This window comes from Streptomyces sp. NBC_01224 (assembly GCF_036002945.1).
Taxonomy (GTDB): Bacteria; Actinomycetota; Actinomycetes; order Streptomycetales; family Streptomycetaceae; genus Streptomyces.
Genome location: NZ_CP108529.1, coordinates 5,144,268 through 5,162,449, shown reverse-complemented (window position 1 = coordinate 5,162,449; position 18,182 = coordinate 5,144,268). Strand labels below are relative to the sequence as shown.

Here is an 18,182-nt window from a genome sequence, read left to right as displayed (position 1 = left end):
CGTCAAGAGGTTGAGCCAAAAAGAGCCCCCGCCCGCCCCGGAATCGGGACGGGCGGGGGTCGGATCACGCCGGGCTCGCGCGCCCGGTCACCATCCGACGTGGCCCGATGCCGCGAGATCCCGAGTCCCGACAACCGGACACGCCTCGGCTTCCTGGCACTTCGTCAGTATGGTGAGCATTGGTCTTGACCAATGTCCTATTGTGTGAAAAGTATGGGCGCGCCACCACGGAATCTTCACGACCAACTCCGCGGGAGAACCAAGCCCCATGCGCATAACCGCAACCGCCGCAGCCACCGCGCTCGGCGGAGCCCTCCTTCTCGGCCTCACGGCCGCCCCCGCCGCACAGGCCACGCCCGCCGATTCGGCCGGCTGCACCACGGACGCCTTCGGAATCGCCGGGAAATACGGTGAGTTCGTCCTCGGTGACGACGTCCACTCGCCCGACGCGGAGGGCGCGGTGGCCGTCGGCGGCAACGCCGACTTCCGCGGCGGCTTCAGCGTCGCCAACGAACTGTCGGCGGCAGAAGTCGACGCCCTGCCGGACCGGGCGCCGCTCGTCGTCCGCGGCGACCTGGTCAACGGCGGGTCGGTCACCGCAGTGATGAAAGGCAACGCGGTCGTAGGCGGCAAGGTCCGCGACCGCGCCGTCGAGCTGCACTCCGGCACCTTCCGCCAGAACGCCGGACCGATCGACTTCGACGCCGAGTTCGCCAAGCTCCGGTCGTACTCCTCCGCACTGGCCGAAGAGCCGGTGACCGGTGGTGCCGACGCGAGCTCGAGCGGCACGAAACTCACCCTGGAGGGCGGCAACACCACCCGCAACGTCTTCAAGGTGACGGCCGGTCAACTGGAGCAGGCCAAGGACATCTACCTCAAGGTGCCCGCCGGCTCGACCACGGTCGTCAACGTCAGCGGCGAGAACTACGACATGGCCAAGGCCGGCACCACCGGCTTCTTCCTGTCCGGCGGCCAGGACTACGTACTGGACGACAAGCTCCAGAGCGCCTCCGACGGCAAGGTCCGCGCCCGGCTGCTGTGGAACTTCCCCGAGGCCCGCACGGTCACCAAGAGCAGCCAGGCGGCCTGGCCCGGCAGCGTGCTGGCACCCCGGGCGCACCTGGAGCTGGGCACCGGCGCGCCGGTCAACGGCTCGGTGTGGGTCGCCTCGCTGCACGGCTCGGGCGGAGCGGAGACGCACCACTTCCCCTTCACCGGCTGCCTCCCCGAGACCGGTAGGACCCCGTCCGCCACGCCGACGCCGAGCGGCACCACCGGGACCACTGCGCCGATGACCGGCACGCCCTCCGCCTCCGTGACACCGCCCCCCGAGAGCGGCACGCCGTCCGCCGGCTCCTCCCAGCCCGCCGCACCCGGCACACCGGCCCCGTCGCAGAGCTCGGCGCCCGGCACCGGTGGTGGCGACCTGGCCTCGACGGGCAGCAGCGGCACGGTCCCGCTGGTCATCGGCACCGCCGCGGTGCTCGCAGCGGGTACCGGCCTGATCGTGGCGGCCCGCCGCCGGTCCAAGCGGGCCTGACACCCGGGGCCCCGCCCGCCCGGACGGGCGGGGCCCCTCAGGCAACGCTCAGGCGCGGCCCAGCCGCTGCGCGACCTCCGTCGCCCAGTACGTCAGGATCATCTGCGCACCGGCCCGCCGGATCCCGGTCAGGCTCTCCATGATCGCCGCGTCCCGGTCGATCCAGCCCCTCTCGGCGGCGGCCTCGATCATCGCGTACTCACCGCTGACCTGGTACGCGGCGACCGGCACGTCCACCGAGTCGGCGACCTTCGCGAGGATGTCGAGATACGGTCCGGCCGGCTTGACCATGACCATGTCGGCGCCCTCTTCGAGGTCGAGCGCCAGCTCGCGCAGGGACTCGCGGGTGTTCGCCGGGTCCTGCTGGTACGTCTTGCGGTCGCCCTTGAGCGAGGAGCCGACGGCCTCGCGGAACGGCCCGTAGAACGCCGAGGAGTACTTCGCCGTGTAGGCGAGGATCGAGACGTCCTCGTGGCCCGCCTGGTCCAGCGCGTCACGGGTGACGCCGACCTGGCCGTCCATCATGCCGCTGGCGCCGACCGCATGGGCGCCCGCGTCGGCCTGGACCTGGGCCATCTCGGCGTACCGCTCCAGCGTCGCGTCGTTGTCGACGCGACCGTCGGCGGTCAGCACGCCGCAGTGGCCGTGGTCGGTGTACTCGTCCAGGCACAGGTCCGACATGACGACGAGATCGTCACCGACCTCCTCGCGCACCGCGCGCAGACCGACCTGGAGAATGCCGTCCGGGTCCGTGCCCGCCGTGCCCCGGGCGTCCTTCTTCTCGTCCACGGGGACGCCGTAGAGCATGATCCCGGAGACCCCGGCCGCCACCGCCTCGACGGCGGCCTTCCGTAGGGTGTCCAGGGTGTGCTGCTGGACACCGGGCATGGCCGAGATGGCGACGGGCGCATCGATGCCCTCGCGTACGAACGCGGGCAGGATCAGATTCGCCGGGTCGAGCCGCGTCTCGGCGACCATCCGCCGCATTGCCGGGGTCGTCCGCAGCCGCCGGGGGCGGGCGCCGGGGAAGTTTCCGTACACAGTCATCCTTCGAGACTAGACCCGTACACATCACCGTCTTACCGACACCCGTGCCGGAAAAACGGGCAGGGGCCCGGCCGCCGAAGCAGCCGGACCCCTGGCACAGTCAACCGGGCCGATCAGGTCGTCGTACGACGCCGCCGCGCCCCCGGACGCCGCTCGCTCGGCCGCGTCACCGGGTCACCGGCCACCTTCGCCGCCTCCCGGCGCTGCGCACCGAACTCGGCGAGGGCCTCCGCCAGCTTGTGCACCGAAGGCTCCGGCGACAGGACGTCGACGCGCAGGCCGTGCTCCTCGGCGGTCTTGGCCGTCGCCGGGCCGATGCACGCGATGACCGTCACGTTGTGCGGCTTGCCCGCGATGCCGACGAGGTTCCGGACGGTCGACGACGAGGTGAAGAGCACCGCGTCGAAACCGCCGCCCTTGATGGCCTCACGCGTGTCGGCGGGCGGCGGCGAGGCGCGGACCGTGCGGTACGCGGTGACGTCGTCGACCTCCCACCCCAGCTCGATGAGCCCGGCCACCAGCGTCTCGGTGGCGATGTCGGCGCGCGGCAGGAAGACGCGGTCGATCGGGTCGAAGACCGGGTCGTACGGCGGCCAGTCCTCCAGCAGACCGGCGGCGGACTGCTCACCGGACGGCACCAGGTCCGGCTTCACACCGAAGTCGATCAGCGCGGCGGCGGTCTGCTCGCCGACGGCCGCGACCTTGATCCCGGCAAAGGCACGGGCGTCGAGCCCGTACTCCTCGAACTTCTCCCGGACGGCCTTCACGGCATTGACGCTGGTGAAGGCGATCCACTCATAGCGACCCGTGACCAGGCCCTTGACCGCGCGCTCCATCTGCTGGGGCGTACGCGGCGGCTCGACGGCGATCGTCGGGACCTCGTGCGGCACGGCACCGTACGAACGAAGCTGGTCGGAGAGCGACGCCGCCTGCTCCTTGGTACGCGGGACGAGCACCTTCCAGCCGAACAGCGGCTTGGACTCGAACCACGCGAGCTGGTCGCGCTGGACGGCGGAGCTGCGCTCACCGACCACGGCTATGACGGGCTGATGCCCGTCCGGCGACGGGAGGACCTTCGCCTGCTTCAGGACCTGGGCGATCGTCCCGAGGGTCGCCGTCCAGGTGCGCTGGCGGGTGGTCGTACCGGCCACCGTCACGGTCAGCGGGGTGTCGGGCTTGCGGCCCGCCGAGACCAGCTCACCGGCGGCCGAGGCCACCGAGTCGAGGGTCGTCGAGACGACGGCCGTGGCATCGCTCGCGCCGACCTCGGTCCAGCAGCGTTCCGAGGCGGTGCGGGCGTCGACGAACCGGACGTCGGCGCCCTTCGCGTCACGCAGCGGCACACCGGCGTACGCGGGCACGCCCACGACGTTGGCGACACCCGGCACGACCTCGAAGGGGATACCGGCGGTGGCGCAGGCGAGCATCTCGGCGCCGGCGTTCCCGTCCAGTCCCGGGTCGCCCAGGACGGCACGGACGACCCGCCTGCCGCCCTTCGCTGCCTCCATGACAAGATTGACCGCATCCCTGAGAACGGGAACACCGGCGGCTGCTGACTGCGCGTCAACAACCGTCAGCTCAGGCGTGCTTACGCCTGCCCGCGCATGGCAGCGAACGACGCCGAGAACGTCCGGCTCGGCGACAAGGACGTCCGCGCTCGCGAGCGCCTCGACAGCGCGCAGAGTCAGCAGTCCCGGGTCGCCGGGACCGGCGCCGAGGAAGGTGACGTGCCCTTGTGCGGACAGGGCCGGAAAGTCGGATACGGCGGGGCCGGTGGGGCTCAAAGTGCTCGCTCCCCCATAAGACCGGCCGCACCCTTGGCGAGCATCTCGGCCGCGAGTTCGCGACCGAGGGCCGCCGCGTCGTCGTGCGACGTGGGGACGGGACCGGTGGTGGACATCTGTACCAGCGAGGAACCGTCGGTTGAACCGACGACACCGCGCAGGCGCAGTTCATTGACAGCCTGTCCGTCGACCAGGAGGTCGGCCAGCGCACCCACAGGTGCGGAGCAACCGGCCTCCAGGGCGGCGAGCAGGGCACGCTCGGCGGTCACGGCGGCCCGGGTGTACGGGTCGTCGAGCTCGGCGAGCGCGGCGGCGAGGTCTGCGCTGGTCGCAGCGCATTCGATCGCCAGTGCTCCCTGGCCGGGAGCGGGCAGGACGGTGTCGACCGACAGGAAGTCGGTCACCTCACCGATCCGGCCGAGGCGGCTGAGCCCGGCCGCGGCGAGTACCACCGCGTCCAGCTCCCCGCTTCGTACAAATCCGATACGCGTATCGACGTTCCCCCGGATCGGCACGGTCTCGATGTCGAGGCCGTGGTTACGGGCGTACGAGTTGAGCTGCGCCATGCGGCGCGGCGAGCCGGTGCCTATGCGGGCACCGGACGGCAGCTGCTCGAAGGTCAGCCCGTCCCGCGCCACCAGTACGTCGCGCGGGTCCTCACGCACCGGTACCGCGGCCAGCACGAGGCCCTCGGGCTGGGCGGTCGGCAGGTCCTTGAGCGAGTGGACGGCGAAGTCCACCTCGCCGCGCAGCAGCGCGTCACGCAGCGCCGCGACGAACACGCCGGTGCCGCCGATCTGCGCGAGGTGCTCCCGGGAGGTGTCGCCGTACGTGGTGATCTCGACGAGCTCGACGGCGCGCCCGGTCACCTCGCTGACCGCGTCGGCAACGAGGCCGGACTGCGCCATGGCGAGCTTGCTGCGCCGGGTCCCCAGCCTCAGCGGCTTGGTGGCCCCCGCGCCCAGGGGTGAGTTGTCGGTCATGACCGCCCTCGATTCGGGTCGTTCAGGTCTGCCCGGGAGACGGCGGCGACCGTCTGCGGGTCGAGGTCGAAGAGTTCCCGCAGCGCATCGGCGTACCCGGCGCCGCCGGGCTCGCTGGCGAGCTGCTTGACCCGCACGGTGGGCGCGTGCAGGAGCTTGTCGACGACGCGGCGCACGGTCTGCGTGATCTCGGCGCGCTGCTTCTCGTCCAGGTCGGGGAGGCGTCCGTCGAGCCGCGCGATCTCGCCCGCGACCACTCCGGCGGCCATCGTGCGCAGGGCGACGACGGTCGGGGTGATGTGGGCGGCGCGCTGGGCGGCGCCGAAGGCCGCGACCTCGTCGGCGACGATGGTGCGCACCTGATCCACATCGGCGGCCATCGGGGCGTCCGCGGACGCCTCGGCGAGCGACTCGATGTCGACGAGGCGCACCCCGTCGAGACGGGCGGTGGCTCCGTCGATGTCGCGCGGCATGGCGAGGTCGAGCAGGGCGAGGCGGACGGGGCCGGCGCCCTGGGCGGGCACGGTGGCCCGGCGGACGGCCTGGCGCACCGTACCGGCGGTGCCGTTCTCCACCCAGGCGGCGTGTCGGTCGGGGTCGGCGGGCGGCGCGGGGACGGACGCGGAGGGCGCCTCGTACGCGGGGGCGAAGGCCAGGCCGAGCGCTCCGGCGACGGTCTCGGCGGTCAGCACGAGACCTGTCGCGCCGGTGCACGAGACGACGACATCGGCACGTGTCAGTTCGTCGGAGACCGCGGCCATCTCCACGGCGTGGGCGGCCACTCCCGTACCGCCGGGCTGGCCCAGGATCTCGACGAGCCGGTCGGCACGGGCCCGGGTCCGGTTGGCGACGACGATCTCGGCGACACCGGTACGGGCCAGGGTGGCGGCGGCCAGCGAGGACATCGAGCCGGCGCCGATCACCAGGGCACGCTTGCCCCTGGCCCAGTCGGCGACATCCGCAGCGGCAGCGAGCTGTTCGAGACCGAAGGTGACGAGCGACTGCCCGGCCCGGTCGATCCCGGTCTCGCTGTGGGCGCGCTTGCCGACCCGCAGGGCCTGCTGGAACAGGTCGTTCAGCAGCCGGCCGGCGGTGTGGAGCTCCTGCCCCAGCGCCAGCGCGTCCTTGATCTGGCCGAGGATCTGGCCCTCGCCGACGACCATCGAGTCCAGCCCGCAGGCCACCGAGAAGAGGTGGTGGACGGCCCGGTCCTCGTAGTGCACATAGAGATACGGAGTGAGCTCGTCCAGCCCGACGCCGCTGTGCTGGGCGAGGAGCGTGGACAGCTCGGCGACGCCCGCGTGGAACTTGTCCACGTCGGCGTACAGCTCGATGCGGTTGCAGGTGGCCAGCACGGCGGCCTCGACCGCGGGCTCCGCGGCGAGGGTGTCCTGGAGGAGCTTGGCCTGCGTCTCGGCAGCCAGCGAGGCCCGCTCCAGTACGGAGACGGGGGCGCTGCGGTGGCTCAGCCCTACGACAAGAAGACTCATGCCGGCATCACGGCGGGCATGTCCCCGTCAGGTCCCTTCCGGCCGCCGGTGGTGGCGCGCACGGGCGGTGCGGCCGGGTCCGGGCTGCTCTCGGTTCCTTCCTCGCCGGCCTTGCGCTGCTCGTGGAAGGCGAGGATCTGAAGCTCGATGGACAGGTCGACCTTGCGCACGTCGACGCCGTCGGGCACGGAGAGCACCGTCGGCGCGAAGTTCAGGATGGAGGTGACGCCCGCGGCGACGAGCCGGTCGCAGACCTGCTGAGCGGCACCGGCCGGGGTCGAGATGACACCGATCGACACACCGTTGTCGCCGACGATCTTCTCCAGTTCGTCGGCGTGCTGCACGGGAATCCCGGCGACGGGTGTCCCGGCCATCGCGGGGTCGGCGTCGATCAGTGCGGCGACCCGGAAACCACGGGAGGCGAAGCCGCCGTAGTTGGCGAGCGCGGCGCCGAGGTTACCGATGCCGACGATCACGACAGGCCAGTCCTGGGTGAGCCCGAGTTCGCGGGAGATCTGGTAGACGAGATACTCGACGTCGTACCCGACACCACGCGTCCCGTAGGACCCGAGGTAGCTGAAGTCCTTGCGCAACTTGGCAGAGTTGACCCCCGCCGCTGCGGCGAGCTCCTCGGACGAGACCGTGGGGACCGAGCGCTCGGAGAGCGCGGTCAGTGCGCGCAGGTACAGCGGAAGTCGGGCGACGGTGGCCTCGGGAATTCCTCGGCTACGGGTCGCCGGTCGGTGATTTCGGCCAGTTGCCACGGTGCTCCTGCGGGATGAGCGGGGCTGCAGGCGGCCGTATGTCCCAAGGCCGCCCCGTCGAATGCAGGCTATGTCTTTGTGAACGCGTGCACAAAGATAGTGTCCGTTTTGTCCGGTCAAAGTGACCGGGGTCACGCACATTCGTCGCGCGATCCCGGAACCAAGGATCGCATCAGCCCGTTGCAGGCCCAAAGGGGGCAAAGCGGTACACACTCCTCACAACCACTCCCCCGAGAGCACTCAAAACGCCCACGATGGTAACCGCGTTTCCCTCACGAAAGCAGTGCGTTGCGCAGCCTCGACGGGTCCACACGCCAGAACGTGTGCTGTTCGTTATCAATCAGGACAACCGGGATCTGCTCCCAGTACTCCCGGTGCAGCTCCTCGTCCTGGGTGATGTCCTTCTCCTCCCAGGACGCGCCGGTCTCCGCACAGACCTCCCGCACCACCGCCCTCGCGTCGTCACAGAGGTGACATCCGGGCTTCCCGACCAGGGTCACCACCCGGTCCGCGGGCTTCTTCTTCGTACGTCGCAGCAGGGCACTCATGCCTTCATTCTGCGCCGGAAAGGGACCGCCCCTCCGAGCCGGAAGGGGATCACTTCCACCCTTGATCCGAAACGCCCCGAATCGCCCGTTTAACAAATCAGCAGCCAAGAGTTCACGGCACGGCATCCCAGCAGGTCGGGAAGGGCCGAACCGACTGGCTATGCTCACGACATGGCCGCTCTTGGATGGCTCACACCCCGTAGGCGCCCCGCGACAGCACGGAGCGTGCTGGCAGGCGAGGCAGCAGCTGAGGCAGCGCGGAAGTCCTCCCTCCCCGACGATCAGTCCTCCGCCACCGACCAGGACACCTCTGTCCTCACCACGGCCGAGGAACCACCCTTCCCCGTCGTCGGCGACGACCGGGCCGCCGCCTTCTTCGACCTGGACAACACCGTGATGCAGGGCGCGGCGATCTTCCACTTCGGCCGCGGCCTGTACAAGCGGAAGTTCTTCCAGCGCCGCGAGCTGACCAGGTTCGCCTGGCAGCAGGCCTGGTTCAGGCTGGCCGGCGTCGAGGACCCGGAACACATGCAGGACGCCCGCGACAGCGCCCTGTCCATCGTCAAGGGCCACCGCGTGTCCGAGCTGATGTCCATCGGCGAGGAGATCTACGACGAGTACATGGCCGACCGCATCTGGCCCGGCACCCGCGCACTCGCCCAGGCCCACCTCGACGCCGGACAGCGGGTCTGGCTGGTCACCGCCGCCCCGGTGGAGACCGCCACGATCATCGCCCGCCGCCTCGGCCTGACCGGCGCACTCGGTACGGTCGCCGAATCCGTCGACGGCGTCTACACCGGCCGTCTGGTCGGCGAGCCGCTGCATGGCCCCGCGAAGGCCGAGGTGGTCCGCGCCCTTGCGGCGGCCGAGGGTCTGGATCTCGACCGCTGTGCGGCGTACAGCGATTCGCACAACGACATCCCGATGCTGTCCCTGGTCGGACACCCGTACGCGATCAACCCGGACGCCAAGCTCCGCAAGCACGCCCGCGCGCTCGACTGGCGGCTGCGGGACTACCGGACAGGCCGCAAGGCGGCCAAGGTCGGCATCCCGGCCGCAGCCGGCGTGGGCGCCCTCGCCGGCGGCACCGCGGCCGCCGTCGCCCTGCACCGCCGCCGCCGCTGACGCACACCCGTTCGCACCCCCGCCCGATCCCGCCGGGGGCCGCCGAGCCACGCCCGGACGCCTGCCATCAATCGGGACCCCTTACCCACCGACCGCTCCCGCCAGTCGGATTGCTCGCACCCGACCACAACCCGTCGCGCCCGCGGGCAGATCGCGAAGTAATCCGATCAATAAACGGTCACGATGTGCTACTTGATGCATCGATTAGTCGCTACAGAAACGACGTAATCGGTGATTTTAGCAACTGGGTGTAGCACTGCCTGTACGAAGCGTTATTCTCCTCAGACGCATTCCGGAACCCACCACTCACTACGACGAGTGACGGTTTCGCACTGCACGTGATGGAAGCTCTGCCTCTGGGAGTCCCGTGTACCCACACGTCGGGGTTGACGCCTCGGGCCTGGCTACGCTGCGCGCAACGGTCGCCGACCGCTTGCGCGGCTTCGTCCCCACCGCGTACGCCGTACCCGCATTTGCCACCCCTGCACCTGTCGGCCCTTGCTACGCCCTGGCCGAACGCGGTGCGGCGGTCGGAAGACGCAGCAACCGCGGCGCAACTACTACGTCCACCGTTCGCCGGCCCACCGCCGACAGCGACAGCGCGCGCATGATGGATCTCGTCGAGCGCGCACAGGCCGGCGAGGCTGACGCCTTCGGCCGCCTCTACGACCAGTACAGCGACACCGTCTACCGATACATCTACTACCGCGTGGGCGGCAAGGCGACGGCGGAGGACCTCACAAGTGAGACCTTCCTGCGCGCCCTGCGCCGCATCTCCACGTTCACCTGGCAGGGCCGCGACTTCGGTGCCTGGCTGGTCACGATCGCCCGCAACCTGGTCGCCGACCACTTCAAGTCCAGCCGTTTCCGGCTGGAGGTGACCACCGGCGAAATGCTCGATGCCAACGAAGTCGAGCGCAGTCCGGAGGACTCCGTCCTGGAGTCCCTCTCCAACGCCGCACTGCTGCAGGCCGTGCGCCGACTCAACCCCCAGCAGCAGGAGTGCGTGACCCTGCGCTTCCTGCAGGGCCTCTCGGTCGCCGAGACCGCCCGGGTCATGGGCAAGAACGAGGGCGCGATCAAGACCCTCCAGTACCGCGCCGTCCGCACCCTGGCCCGGCTCCTTCCGGACGATGCCCGCTGACCCCGCTCCCGGCCGAATCACTCTCGGCGATATGTTCATCACGCACTGGTCCGATCATCCTTCGTGCGTAACCCAAGTGCCGCGCCCCTCGTTGTGCCGGTTGCAGGCCCCCTGTCGTCACCCCATGTCCGCCGACACTCACTCTTTCGTGTGGAAGCGCTCAAGGTGTGCAACTATCCGGACCCCCAGGGGAGTCGACCGTCATGACGAGAGGAGGTGCCGCCAGTGATCGCAAACGTTTCGGCACACCGGCGGGCGAACGCCTTCGCCCAGGCCCTGGAGGAGCAGTCGCTCCGCGGTGCGGCGGCCGTACAGCCCGAGGAACCGGCCGAACCGGCCGACCACGGAACGCTGTTGGCCCTGGCGAACGGCCTCGGTGAGCTACCGCGGCCGGAGTTGGATCCCGAAGTCAAAGTGGTGCAGCGAGCCCAGCTCGTCGCCGCCATGGAAGCCATGATCGCCGAGGGCGGTGCGTCCGCGGGCCCTACGGTGCCCGAGCAACGGACCAAGGGGGCCCACCGGGCCTCCCCGCTCCGGAAATTGCGTCCGCGCTCACGCTGGGCGAAGGGCCTCGCGGCCGGCGGACTCACCGTCGGTGTGGCGGCGGGAGCCTTCGGCGGAGTGGCCGCTGCCAGTTCCGACGCCCTGCCGGGTGATTCGCTGTACGGGCTAAAGCGCGGCATGGAGGACATCCACCTCGGCATGGCCAGCGGCGATGCCGACCGCGGGGAGGTCTACCTCGACCAGGCATCGACCCGGCTCAGCGAAGCGCGCCGACTGATGGAGCGCGCCCGCTCCGGCGATCTGGACCACGAACAGCTCGGCGAGGTCAGGCGCACGCTCAACGGCATGACGCACGACGCCACCGAGGGCCACCGCCTGCTCCACTCCGCCTACCAGCGGGACGGCGCCATCGGCCCGATCCAGACCCTGGAGTCCTTCTCCCGCTCGCACCGCGACAGCTGGAGCAGCCTGCGCGACCGGCTGCCCGTACAGCTGACCGATGTCGGCGACCAGGTCAGCTCGGTCTTCGACGCCATAGACGATGAAGTCGAACCGCTGCAGTCGCTGCTGCCCCGCACCCCGGGCAGGAGCAGCGGTTCCCAACAGTCGGACGAAACGGAGCAGGGCACAGGACCGTCCCGTACGGACCAGTCCTCGCCCTCGTCACCGGAGGCCTCACAGGGCCGTACGGGCGACAGCGCCTCGCCCCATCCGTCCGACTCCGACAGCACCCCGTCCGACGGCCTGATCACCGGCGGCACGGACGGCCTCCTCGGCACCCCGCCCCCGGGCACCACCCCGTCCACCGACGGCCGTCTCAGCCCCACACCCACCCCGGACGTAACCCTGCCCCCGCTCCTACCCGGCCTGCTCCCTGGCCTGGGAATCAACGGCGAGAACCTGAACGACTAGCGCAACCCTCAATTGCCGGACGGGCATTCAGCACCATCAAGCCCGTCCGGCGACTGAGGACACAGCGCCCACCGGGCGGCGCCCCCGGCACTCCTCGCGCGCACCCCTCAGAAGAACACCGACCTCCGCTGCACCAACAGCTTGTACAGCGTGTGCTGAATCTGCTCCCGCACCTGATCCGTCAGATTGAACATCAGCATCGGGTCCTCCGCCGCCTCCACCGGATACCCACTCGTGGAGATCGGCTCCCCGAACTGGATCGTCCACTTCGTCGGCAACGGCACCGCCCCGAGCGGCCCCAGCCAGGGAAACGTCGGCGTGATCGGGAAGTACGGAAACCCCAGCAGCCGCGCCAGCGTCTTCGAACTGCCGATCATCGGGTAGATCTCCTCCGCCCCCACGATCGAGCACGGAACGATCGGCACCCCGGCCCGCAACGCCGTGGAGACAAAGCCGCCCCGCCCGAAGCGCTGCAGCTTGTACCGCTCGCCGAACGGCTTGCCGATGCCCTTGAAGCCTTCCGGCATCACCCCGACGACCTCGCCCCGCCGCAGCAGCCGCTCCGCGTCCTCCGCGCAGGCCAGCGTGTGCCCGGCCTTGCGGGCAAGCTCGTTGACCACCGGCAGCATGAAGACGAGATCAGCGGCGAGCAGCCTCAGATGCCGCCCCGCCGGATGGTTGTCGTGCACCGCGACCTGGAGCATCAGCCCGTCGAGCGGCAGCGTCCCCGAGTGATTGGACACGATGAGCGCCCCGCCGTCGGACGGGATGTTCTCAATGCCCTTCACCTCGACCCGGAAGTACTTCTCGTACATCGGCCGCAACATCGACATCAGGACCTGATCGGTCAGCTCCTTGTCGTACCCGAACTCGTCGACGTCGTACTCACCGGTGACCCGCCGACGCAGGAACGCGAGCCCGCCGGCGATCCGCCGGTCCCAGCCACCGCGCTCGACCCCCTCCAGGGGCTGCCCGGCCTGCTGGGGCTCCTCCTGCGGCAGCGAGGCGTCCTGCTGCCCGGGAAGGGCACTGACGGCCGCAGTGCCGACCACGGAGGCCGCCGAGGGCCCCTGGCCCCGGCTGCCGCCCCCTGCGGACCGGCGTCGCGCAGAGCGCGGCGAGCCGCCCGACCGCGAACGGTCGTCGTCGAACGGAATGACCTTGGCATCCGCCATCGTCGGTGCGCTCCTCTACCTGGCGCTGGGGGTCGGGTGTGTGTCGCCCGCCCCGGTGTTCCCCGGAACATCGCCGGCCGCCCCGGCGAACGGCATGGCGGCCAGTCGGTCGACCGCCCTGCCCACCGCCTCCGGCGGCAGCAGTCCCGGCCCCTGACTGCGCGCAAACTCCGCGAACGTCTCCGCGGTACTGAACCGCGGGTGGAATCCCAGGGTCTCGCGCATCTGGACGGTGGAGACCACCCGGCCGTGGGTGAGCAGCCGGATCTGCTCCGGCGAGAAGTCCGTCATGCCGACCGTACGCAGTGCCTGGCCGACCCAGGTGACGGCGGGCAGCAGCAGCGGCATCGTCGGCCGCCCCAGCCGCCGCGAGCACTGCGAGAGCAACAGCACACCGTCCCCGGCAATGTTGAAGGTGCCGCTGTTCAGCGTCCCGCGCCTCGGCTCTCGCGAGGCGATTCCCAGTACGTCGACGACATCGTCCTCGTGCACGAACTGGAGCCTCGGGTCGTATCCGAACACCGTCGGCAGTACGGGCAGCGACAGATAGTCGGCGAGCGGCGAATCCGCCTCCGGCCCCAGGATGTTCGCGAACCTGAGCACGCACACGGCGACGTCCGGCCGACGGCGCGCGAAGCCCCGTACGTACCCCTCGACCTCCACCACGTCCTTGGCGAAGCCCCCGCTCGGCAGGGACTTGGGCGGGGTGGTCTCGGTGAAGACCGCAGGATCGCGGGGCGCGGAGCCGTACACATTCGTGCTGGATTTGATCACCAGCCGCCGCACGCTCGGCGCCTTCTGGCAGGCACCGAGCAGCTGCATGGTGCCGATGACGTTGGTCTCCTTGACCGCCGTCCGGCCACCCGTCCCGACCGTCTTGGCGGAGACGTCCAGATGGACGACCGTGTCGACGGAGTGCTCGGCGAGGACTCTGGCGATCGCGGGCTGGCGGATGTCCGCGCGCACGAAGTCGGCGTCGCCCAACTGGTGTCCGGGCGCGACCGCGTCCACGGCGATCACCCGGTCCACTTCCGGATCACGCCGGATGCGCCGCACGAAGCGGCCGCCCAGTTGCCGGGCCGCTCCCGTGACCAGCACGACCTTCCCCAAGATCAGCGCCTTCCGTCGAAAGGTTTCCCCTGGCCGTCACCGTAGCGGGTGGATGTTGCCCTGTGATGACCGCACGGCGGCCTTCTGCCAAGTCTTTGGTCCGAATGCGCGTACGTGCCGCCCCACAACGCACCGCAGCCCTCCCGCCATGTCGGCGGGAGGGCTGCGGATACACGAACTGCGTTCGCTTACTTCTTGTTGCGACGCTGAACGCGCGTGCGCTTGAGCAGCTTGCGGTGCTTCTTCTTGGCCATCCGCTTGCGCCGCTTCTTGATAACAGAGCCCACGACTACCCTCGCTCACTTCTTCTTCACTGGTGCGGGGCGTCTGGGCCCACACGACCTACGTCGGCCTAGCCTACCCGCCACCGCGTGAGGGGCGTAATCCGAGGTGAACCTCAGGCGGACTCCACCCCCACAAAGGACTCGCGGAGATACTCGTGAACCGCTTGCTCCGGAACCCGGAAGGACCTTCCCACCCGGATCGCCGGCAGATGACCGCTGTGCACCAAGCGGTACACGGTCATCTTCGACACCCTCATGACCGAGGCGACTTCCGCCACAGTCAGAAACTTGACCTCGTTGAGAGGCCTCTCGCTGCCAGCAGCCATGACCCACCTGTACCTTCCGCACGAGACGCGCACCGGCTTCCCCTCCGGTGACTCTTCGTCGTTGTGCGCTCACTCCCCAGATTAGGGGCGTGTGATGCGAGTGGGGAAGAGGAGAGACGATCGGCCGCCTACTGTGACAGACACGCCCGATTGAGTACATAGCGAGTGAGTGGCCAGTAGTAGGCGGAGGGCACGGCATCGTCGAGCGGAACGGCGACCGACACCTGCCCCTCGGCCTCCCCGACGAACAGCGCCGGATCGTCCGTATCCGCGAGCCCGATCGCCTCGATGCCCAGCTGACCTGCCCCGCAGACCCATCCGTGGTCCCCGACGACCAGTTCCGGCAGCCGCCCGCAACCTTCCGCAACCGCCTCCAGAGCCACCCGGACCGGCAGCGGCGAATGGGTGTGTGCGCCGGTGTCACCACCGGGAGCCCGCACGCCGGGTTCGCGCACCATCGCGACACCTCGTACGTAGTCGAGGCTGTACGTGCGTACGCCGAACCGGGCCGTTATGTCGATACATCTCCCCTGCGCGGGGGTGAGTACGGGGCACCCGGCCGCCGACATGGCGTCTGCCAGCTCTGCGTAGAAGCCGAGCAGCCGGTGCGGATGACCGGTTCCGAACAGCACCGGCGCCCGCCGGACCGCGGCATACGACAGCCGCACGGCAAAGGCATCCAGACCTGCCAGGGTCCGCTCCGGATCAATCACATCAGGGCCCGAAACATGAGCAGGATCGTCCGAAACCCCGCACTTGTCGGCCATGAGACGAAGAAGATCGGGCTCTCTCCAGCCCCGTTCGGGGTCGAGGCCGAGCATCACCCGCGGGTCGCGGGCCGCGAAGAGCCGATAGCTCCGCAGACTCACTTCCCTCGATGTGGCCACGGGCCCGGCCAGCCGGGCCGCCAGCAGATGCGCACGCAGCGCTCCGGTGCTCAACACCCCACCGATGCTCCCCGAATCACCCGGACGGGGGGCCAGAAGCCCGCTCACACCCCACAGTTGGCGTAACCATTCCTCACCACCGCACGGAAACGGCCACACTGCGACCGCCCCCGCCCGCCTCAGGTCAGCAGCCCCCGCAACGGGAACGCCGCCCGCCTGGTCGCCAGCACCGCCTGATCCAGCCGGTCCGCGGGATCGTACCCCTCCTCCCACGACTTCCAGGAAGGAGTACGCCCGTCCGTCATCCGGGCCGGCCCCAGCTGCCGCGTCCGGGCATAGACCTCGTCCCGCCACGAGGTCGGAATCACCGACTCCGGGTCCACCGGCGCATGCGCGGCGATCCCCACCAGATGCGTCCAGGACCGCGGCACCACATCGACCACCGCGTAACCGCCCCCGCCGAGCGCCACCCAGCGCCCGCCCTCCGCGTACTCATGGGCCAGATCGTGACAGGCCGCCATCACCACCCGCTGCGCGTCCAGCGACACCGCGAAATGAGCGAGGGGATCCTCGAAATGCGTATCGGCCCCGTGCTGACTCACCAGCACCTGCGGCCGGAAGTCCGCCAGCAGCTCCGGCACCACCGCATGGAACGCCCGCAGCCACCCCGCGTCCCCCGTACCGGCCGGCAGCGCCACATTCACCGCACTGCCCTCACCTACCCCGGAGCCGGTCTCCTCCGGCCAGCCGGTCTGCGGGAAGAGCGTGCGCGGGTGCTCGTGCAGCGACACTGTCAGGACCCGCGGATCCTCCCAGAAGGCCGCCTGCACCCCATCCCCGTGGTGCACATCCACATCGATGTACGCGACCCGCTCGGCACCCAGCTCCAGCAGCCGCGCGATGGCGAGCGCCGGATCGTTGTAGATGCAGAACCCCGCCGCACCGCCCGGCATGGCGTGGTGCAGCCCGCCCGCGAAGTTCACGGCATGCGCGGTGTCACCCCGCCACACCGCCTCGGCCGCAGCCACCGACTGCCCGGCGATCAGCGCCGACACCTCATGCATCCCCGCGAACGCGGGATCGTCGACCGTCCCGAGACCGTAGTTCTGGTCGGCGTGTTTCGGATCCGCCGAGGCGGCGCGTACGGCGGCCACATAGTCCTCGCGGTGCACGAGCCGCAGTGTGGACTCCCCGGCGGGCTTGGCCGCCACCACATCCACCGCACCGTCCAGCCCGAACGCCCGCACCAGCCCCATCGTCAGGGCGAGTCTGACGGGGTCCATCGGATGGCTTTCCCCGAAGTCGTATCCCGTTACTGCGTCATCCCACATCAACTGTGTGCGGCCGCTCATGCCCGCCACCGTATCGGGCAGGCTCCGCACCGAACGACCTGGCGTACACGAGCGTCGCAAGCACCAACACCATCGGCACGAGCATCGCCCCCCGATAGCTCCAGGCGTCCCCGAGCGCCCCCACCAGCGGCGACCCCACGAGGAATCCCACGTAGTTGAAGACATTCAACCGTGCGATGGCCGTATCACTCGCCCCGGGGAACATCCGCCCGGCAGCGGCGAACGTCTGCGGCACGATCACACACAGCCCGAGCCCCAGCAGGGTGAACCCGAGCATCCCGACCCACGCCCCACCGGCCACCGCCACCACACCGAACCCGGCAGCAGCCAGCACACTCCCGAACCGCACCACGGCCACAGCCCCGAACCGCCGCACCCCCAAGTCCCCGACAGCCCGCCCCAGCAACGTCGTCACCATGTAGACGTTGTACGGAACGGTCGACAGCTGCTCCGAGCTCCCCAGCACGTCCTGCAGATACTTGGCGCTCCAGTTGGACACCGTCGAGTCCCCGATGTACGCGAAGCTCATCACCAGACAGAGCGGCATCAGCAACTTGAAGGAGACCGAGGCGGCCCCCTTCCCCTGCGCCTCTCCCAGGCCCTTCTCCACCGACGCGCCGTCGACGTACCACCGGCTCCCGATGAACGCGACGGGCAGCAGCACGACAACCGCCGGCAGGTACGAGACCAGCAGCGAGAGATCCCAGTGCGCCCCGGCCCACGCCATGGACGCCCCGGCGATACCGCCCAGGCTGTACGCGGCATGGAAGCCGAGCATGATGGAACGCCCGTACGCCCGCTGAAGACTGACTCCCATCATGTTCATGGAGGCATCGAGCGCCCCGACGGCAAGCCCGAACACACCGAGCGCCAGGGCCGCCTCCCACAACGCACTCCCGGCCCCGACACCGAGCAGCGCAAGCAGCACGACGGGCTGCGCCCACCTCAGTACGACCCCGGGCCGCACCCGCGCGACCACCTTCTCGGTGACCACGCTGCCCACCCCGGCAAGGATCGGCACCGCGGCCAGGAACACAGGCAACAGCCCGTCGGATATCCCGTACCGGTCCTGGATGGCGGGAATCCGCGTCACGAGCAGAGCAAAGGTGACTCCCTGCACGAAGAAGCTCAACGCGAGGGAGGCCCTGCCGTGCCGCAAACGAGCATCTGTCATGGCCGCGAGCGTAGGGCCAGTCTCTACCCATGG

The 18,182-nt window shown here is 69.9% G+C and carries 17 protein-coding genes; 4 read left to right on the top strand and 13 right to left on the bottom strand.

Features of this window, described 5'->3' with window-relative positions; all coding sequences use genetic code 11:
- Positions 1 to 268 precede the first annotated feature (268 nt).
- The gene (locus tag OG609_RS23080) at positions 269 to 1,540 is read left to right on the top strand and encodes a choice-of-anchor A family protein (protein WP_327274554.1); all 1,272 of its coding nucleotides are present in this window, start codon (positions 269 to 271) and stop codon (positions 1,538 to 1,540) included.
- Positions 1,541 to 1,588: 48 nt separating this feature from the next.
- Here OG609_RS23080 and hemB read toward each other — a convergent pair whose 3' ends face one another.
- From hemB to OG609_RS23050, 6 genes are all read right to left on the bottom strand, one after another.
- Complete coding sequence (gene hemB, locus OG609_RS23075) at positions 1,589 to 2,587, bottom strand: porphobilinogen synthase (protein ID WP_327274553.1); 999 nt, start codon at positions 2,585 to 2,587, stop codon at positions 1,589 to 1,591.
- 113 nt (positions 2,588 to 2,700) lie between these two features.
- Positions 2,701 to 4,371 (bottom strand): bifunctional uroporphyrinogen-III C-methyltransferase/uroporphyrinogen-III synthase, encoded by a 1,671-nt coding sequence (locus OG609_RS23070; protein ID WP_327274552.1) that lies wholly within the window; start codon positions 4,369 to 4,371, stop codon positions 2,701 to 2,703.
- The gene (gene hemC, locus OG609_RS23065) at positions 4,368 to 5,354 is read right to left on the bottom strand and encodes a hydroxymethylbilane synthase (protein WP_327274551.1); all 987 of its coding nucleotides are present in this window, start codon (positions 5,352 to 5,354) and stop codon (positions 4,368 to 4,370) included. Before hemC ends, OG609_RS23070 begins: the two co-directional genes overlap by 4 nt.
- Positions 5,351 to 6,844 carry a glutamyl-tRNA reductase gene (locus OG609_RS23060; RefSeq protein ID WP_327274550.1) on the bottom strand — a complete coding sequence of 498 codons (1,494 nt, stop codon included), beginning with the start codon at positions 6,842 to 6,844 and terminating at the stop codon, positions 5,351 to 5,353. The genes hemC and OG609_RS23060 overlap by 4 nt, the downstream gene beginning before the upstream one ends.
- Positions 6,841 to 7,608: a redox-sensing transcriptional repressor Rex gene (locus OG609_RS23055; RefSeq protein ID WP_327274549.1), complete on the bottom strand. Its 768-nt coding sequence runs from the start codon at positions 7,606 to 7,608 to the stop codon at positions 6,841 to 6,843. The genes OG609_RS23060 and OG609_RS23055 overlap by 4 nt, the downstream gene beginning before the upstream one ends.
- Positions 7,609 to 7,880: 272 nt before the next feature.
- Positions 7,881 to 8,156 (bottom strand): glutaredoxin family protein, encoded by a 276-nt coding sequence (locus tag OG609_RS23050; RefSeq protein WP_327274548.1) that lies wholly within the window; start codon positions 8,154 to 8,156, stop codon positions 7,881 to 7,883.
- Positions 8,157 to 8,327: 171 nt separating this feature from the next.
- Here OG609_RS23050 and OG609_RS23045 point away from each other — a divergent pair, with 171 nt between their 5' ends.
- From OG609_RS23045 to OG609_RS23035, 3 genes are all read left to right on the top strand, one after another.
- Positions 8,328 to 9,281, top strand: a complete 954-nt coding sequence (locus OG609_RS23045) for an HAD family hydrolase (RefSeq protein WP_327274547.1) — start codon at positions 8,328 to 8,330, stop codon at positions 9,279 to 9,281.
- Positions 9,282 to 9,648: 367 nt separating this feature from the next.
- On the top strand, positions 9,649 to 10,425 hold the full coding sequence (locus OG609_RS23040; protein ID WP_030928170.1) for an ECF subfamily RNA polymerase sigma factor, BldN family: 777 nt from the start codon (positions 9,649 to 9,651) through the stop codon (positions 10,423 to 10,425).
- A 225-nt stretch (positions 10,426 to 10,650) separates the two neighbouring features.
- The gene (locus OG609_RS23035) at positions 10,651 to 11,841 is read left to right on the top strand and encodes a DUF5667 domain-containing protein (RefSeq protein ID WP_327274546.1); all 1,191 of its coding nucleotides are present in this window, start codon (positions 10,651 to 10,653) and stop codon (positions 11,839 to 11,841) included.
- A gap of 107 nt (positions 11,842 to 11,948) precedes the next feature.
- On the opposite strand, the gene OG609_RS23030 is transcribed toward OG609_RS23035, so the two are convergent.
- The 7 genes from OG609_RS23030 to OG609_RS23000 all read right to left on the bottom strand — a co-directional run bounded on the left by OG609_RS23030 (position 11,949) and on the right by OG609_RS23000 (position 18,149).
- Positions 11,949 to 13,016: a lysophospholipid acyltransferase family protein gene (locus OG609_RS23030; RefSeq protein WP_327274545.1), complete on the bottom strand. Its 1,068-nt coding sequence runs from the start codon at positions 13,014 to 13,016 to the stop codon at positions 11,949 to 11,951.
- A 15-nt stretch (positions 13,017 to 13,031) separates the two neighbouring features.
- Positions 13,032 to 14,126, bottom strand: a complete 1,095-nt coding sequence (locus OG609_RS23025) for an NAD-dependent epimerase/dehydratase family protein (RefSeq protein WP_327274544.1) — start codon at positions 14,124 to 14,126, stop codon at positions 13,032 to 13,034.
- A 188-nt stretch (positions 14,127 to 14,314) separates the two neighbouring features.
- A complete protein-coding gene (locus OG609_RS23020; protein WP_003948845.1) occupies positions 14,315 to 14,413 on the bottom strand; it encodes a 30S ribosomal protein bS22 in 99 nt (32 codons plus the stop codon).
- A gap of 110 nt (positions 14,414 to 14,523) precedes the next feature.
- Positions 14,524 to 14,736: a helix-turn-helix domain-containing protein gene (locus OG609_RS23015; protein ID WP_014046653.1), complete on the bottom strand. Its 213-nt coding sequence runs from the start codon at positions 14,734 to 14,736 to the stop codon at positions 14,524 to 14,526.
- 128 nt (positions 14,737 to 14,864) lie between these two features.
- The gene (locus OG609_RS23010; RefSeq protein WP_327274543.1) at positions 14,865 to 15,680 is read right to left on the bottom strand and encodes a phosphatase; all 816 of its coding nucleotides are present in this window, start codon (positions 15,678 to 15,680) and stop codon (positions 14,865 to 14,867) included.
- Between the two features lie 122 nt (positions 15,681 to 15,802).
- On the bottom strand, positions 15,803 to 16,975 hold the full coding sequence (locus tag OG609_RS23005) for an acetoin utilization protein AcuC (protein ID WP_327274542.1): 1,173 nt from the start codon (positions 16,973 to 16,975) through the stop codon (positions 15,803 to 15,805).
- Complete coding sequence (locus OG609_RS23000) at positions 16,944 to 18,149, bottom strand: MFS transporter (RefSeq protein WP_327274541.1); 1,206 nt, start codon at positions 18,147 to 18,149, stop codon at positions 16,944 to 16,946. The genes OG609_RS23005 and OG609_RS23000 overlap by 32 nt, the downstream gene beginning before the upstream one ends.
- Between the last annotated feature and the right edge of the window lie 33 nt (positions 18,150 to 18,182).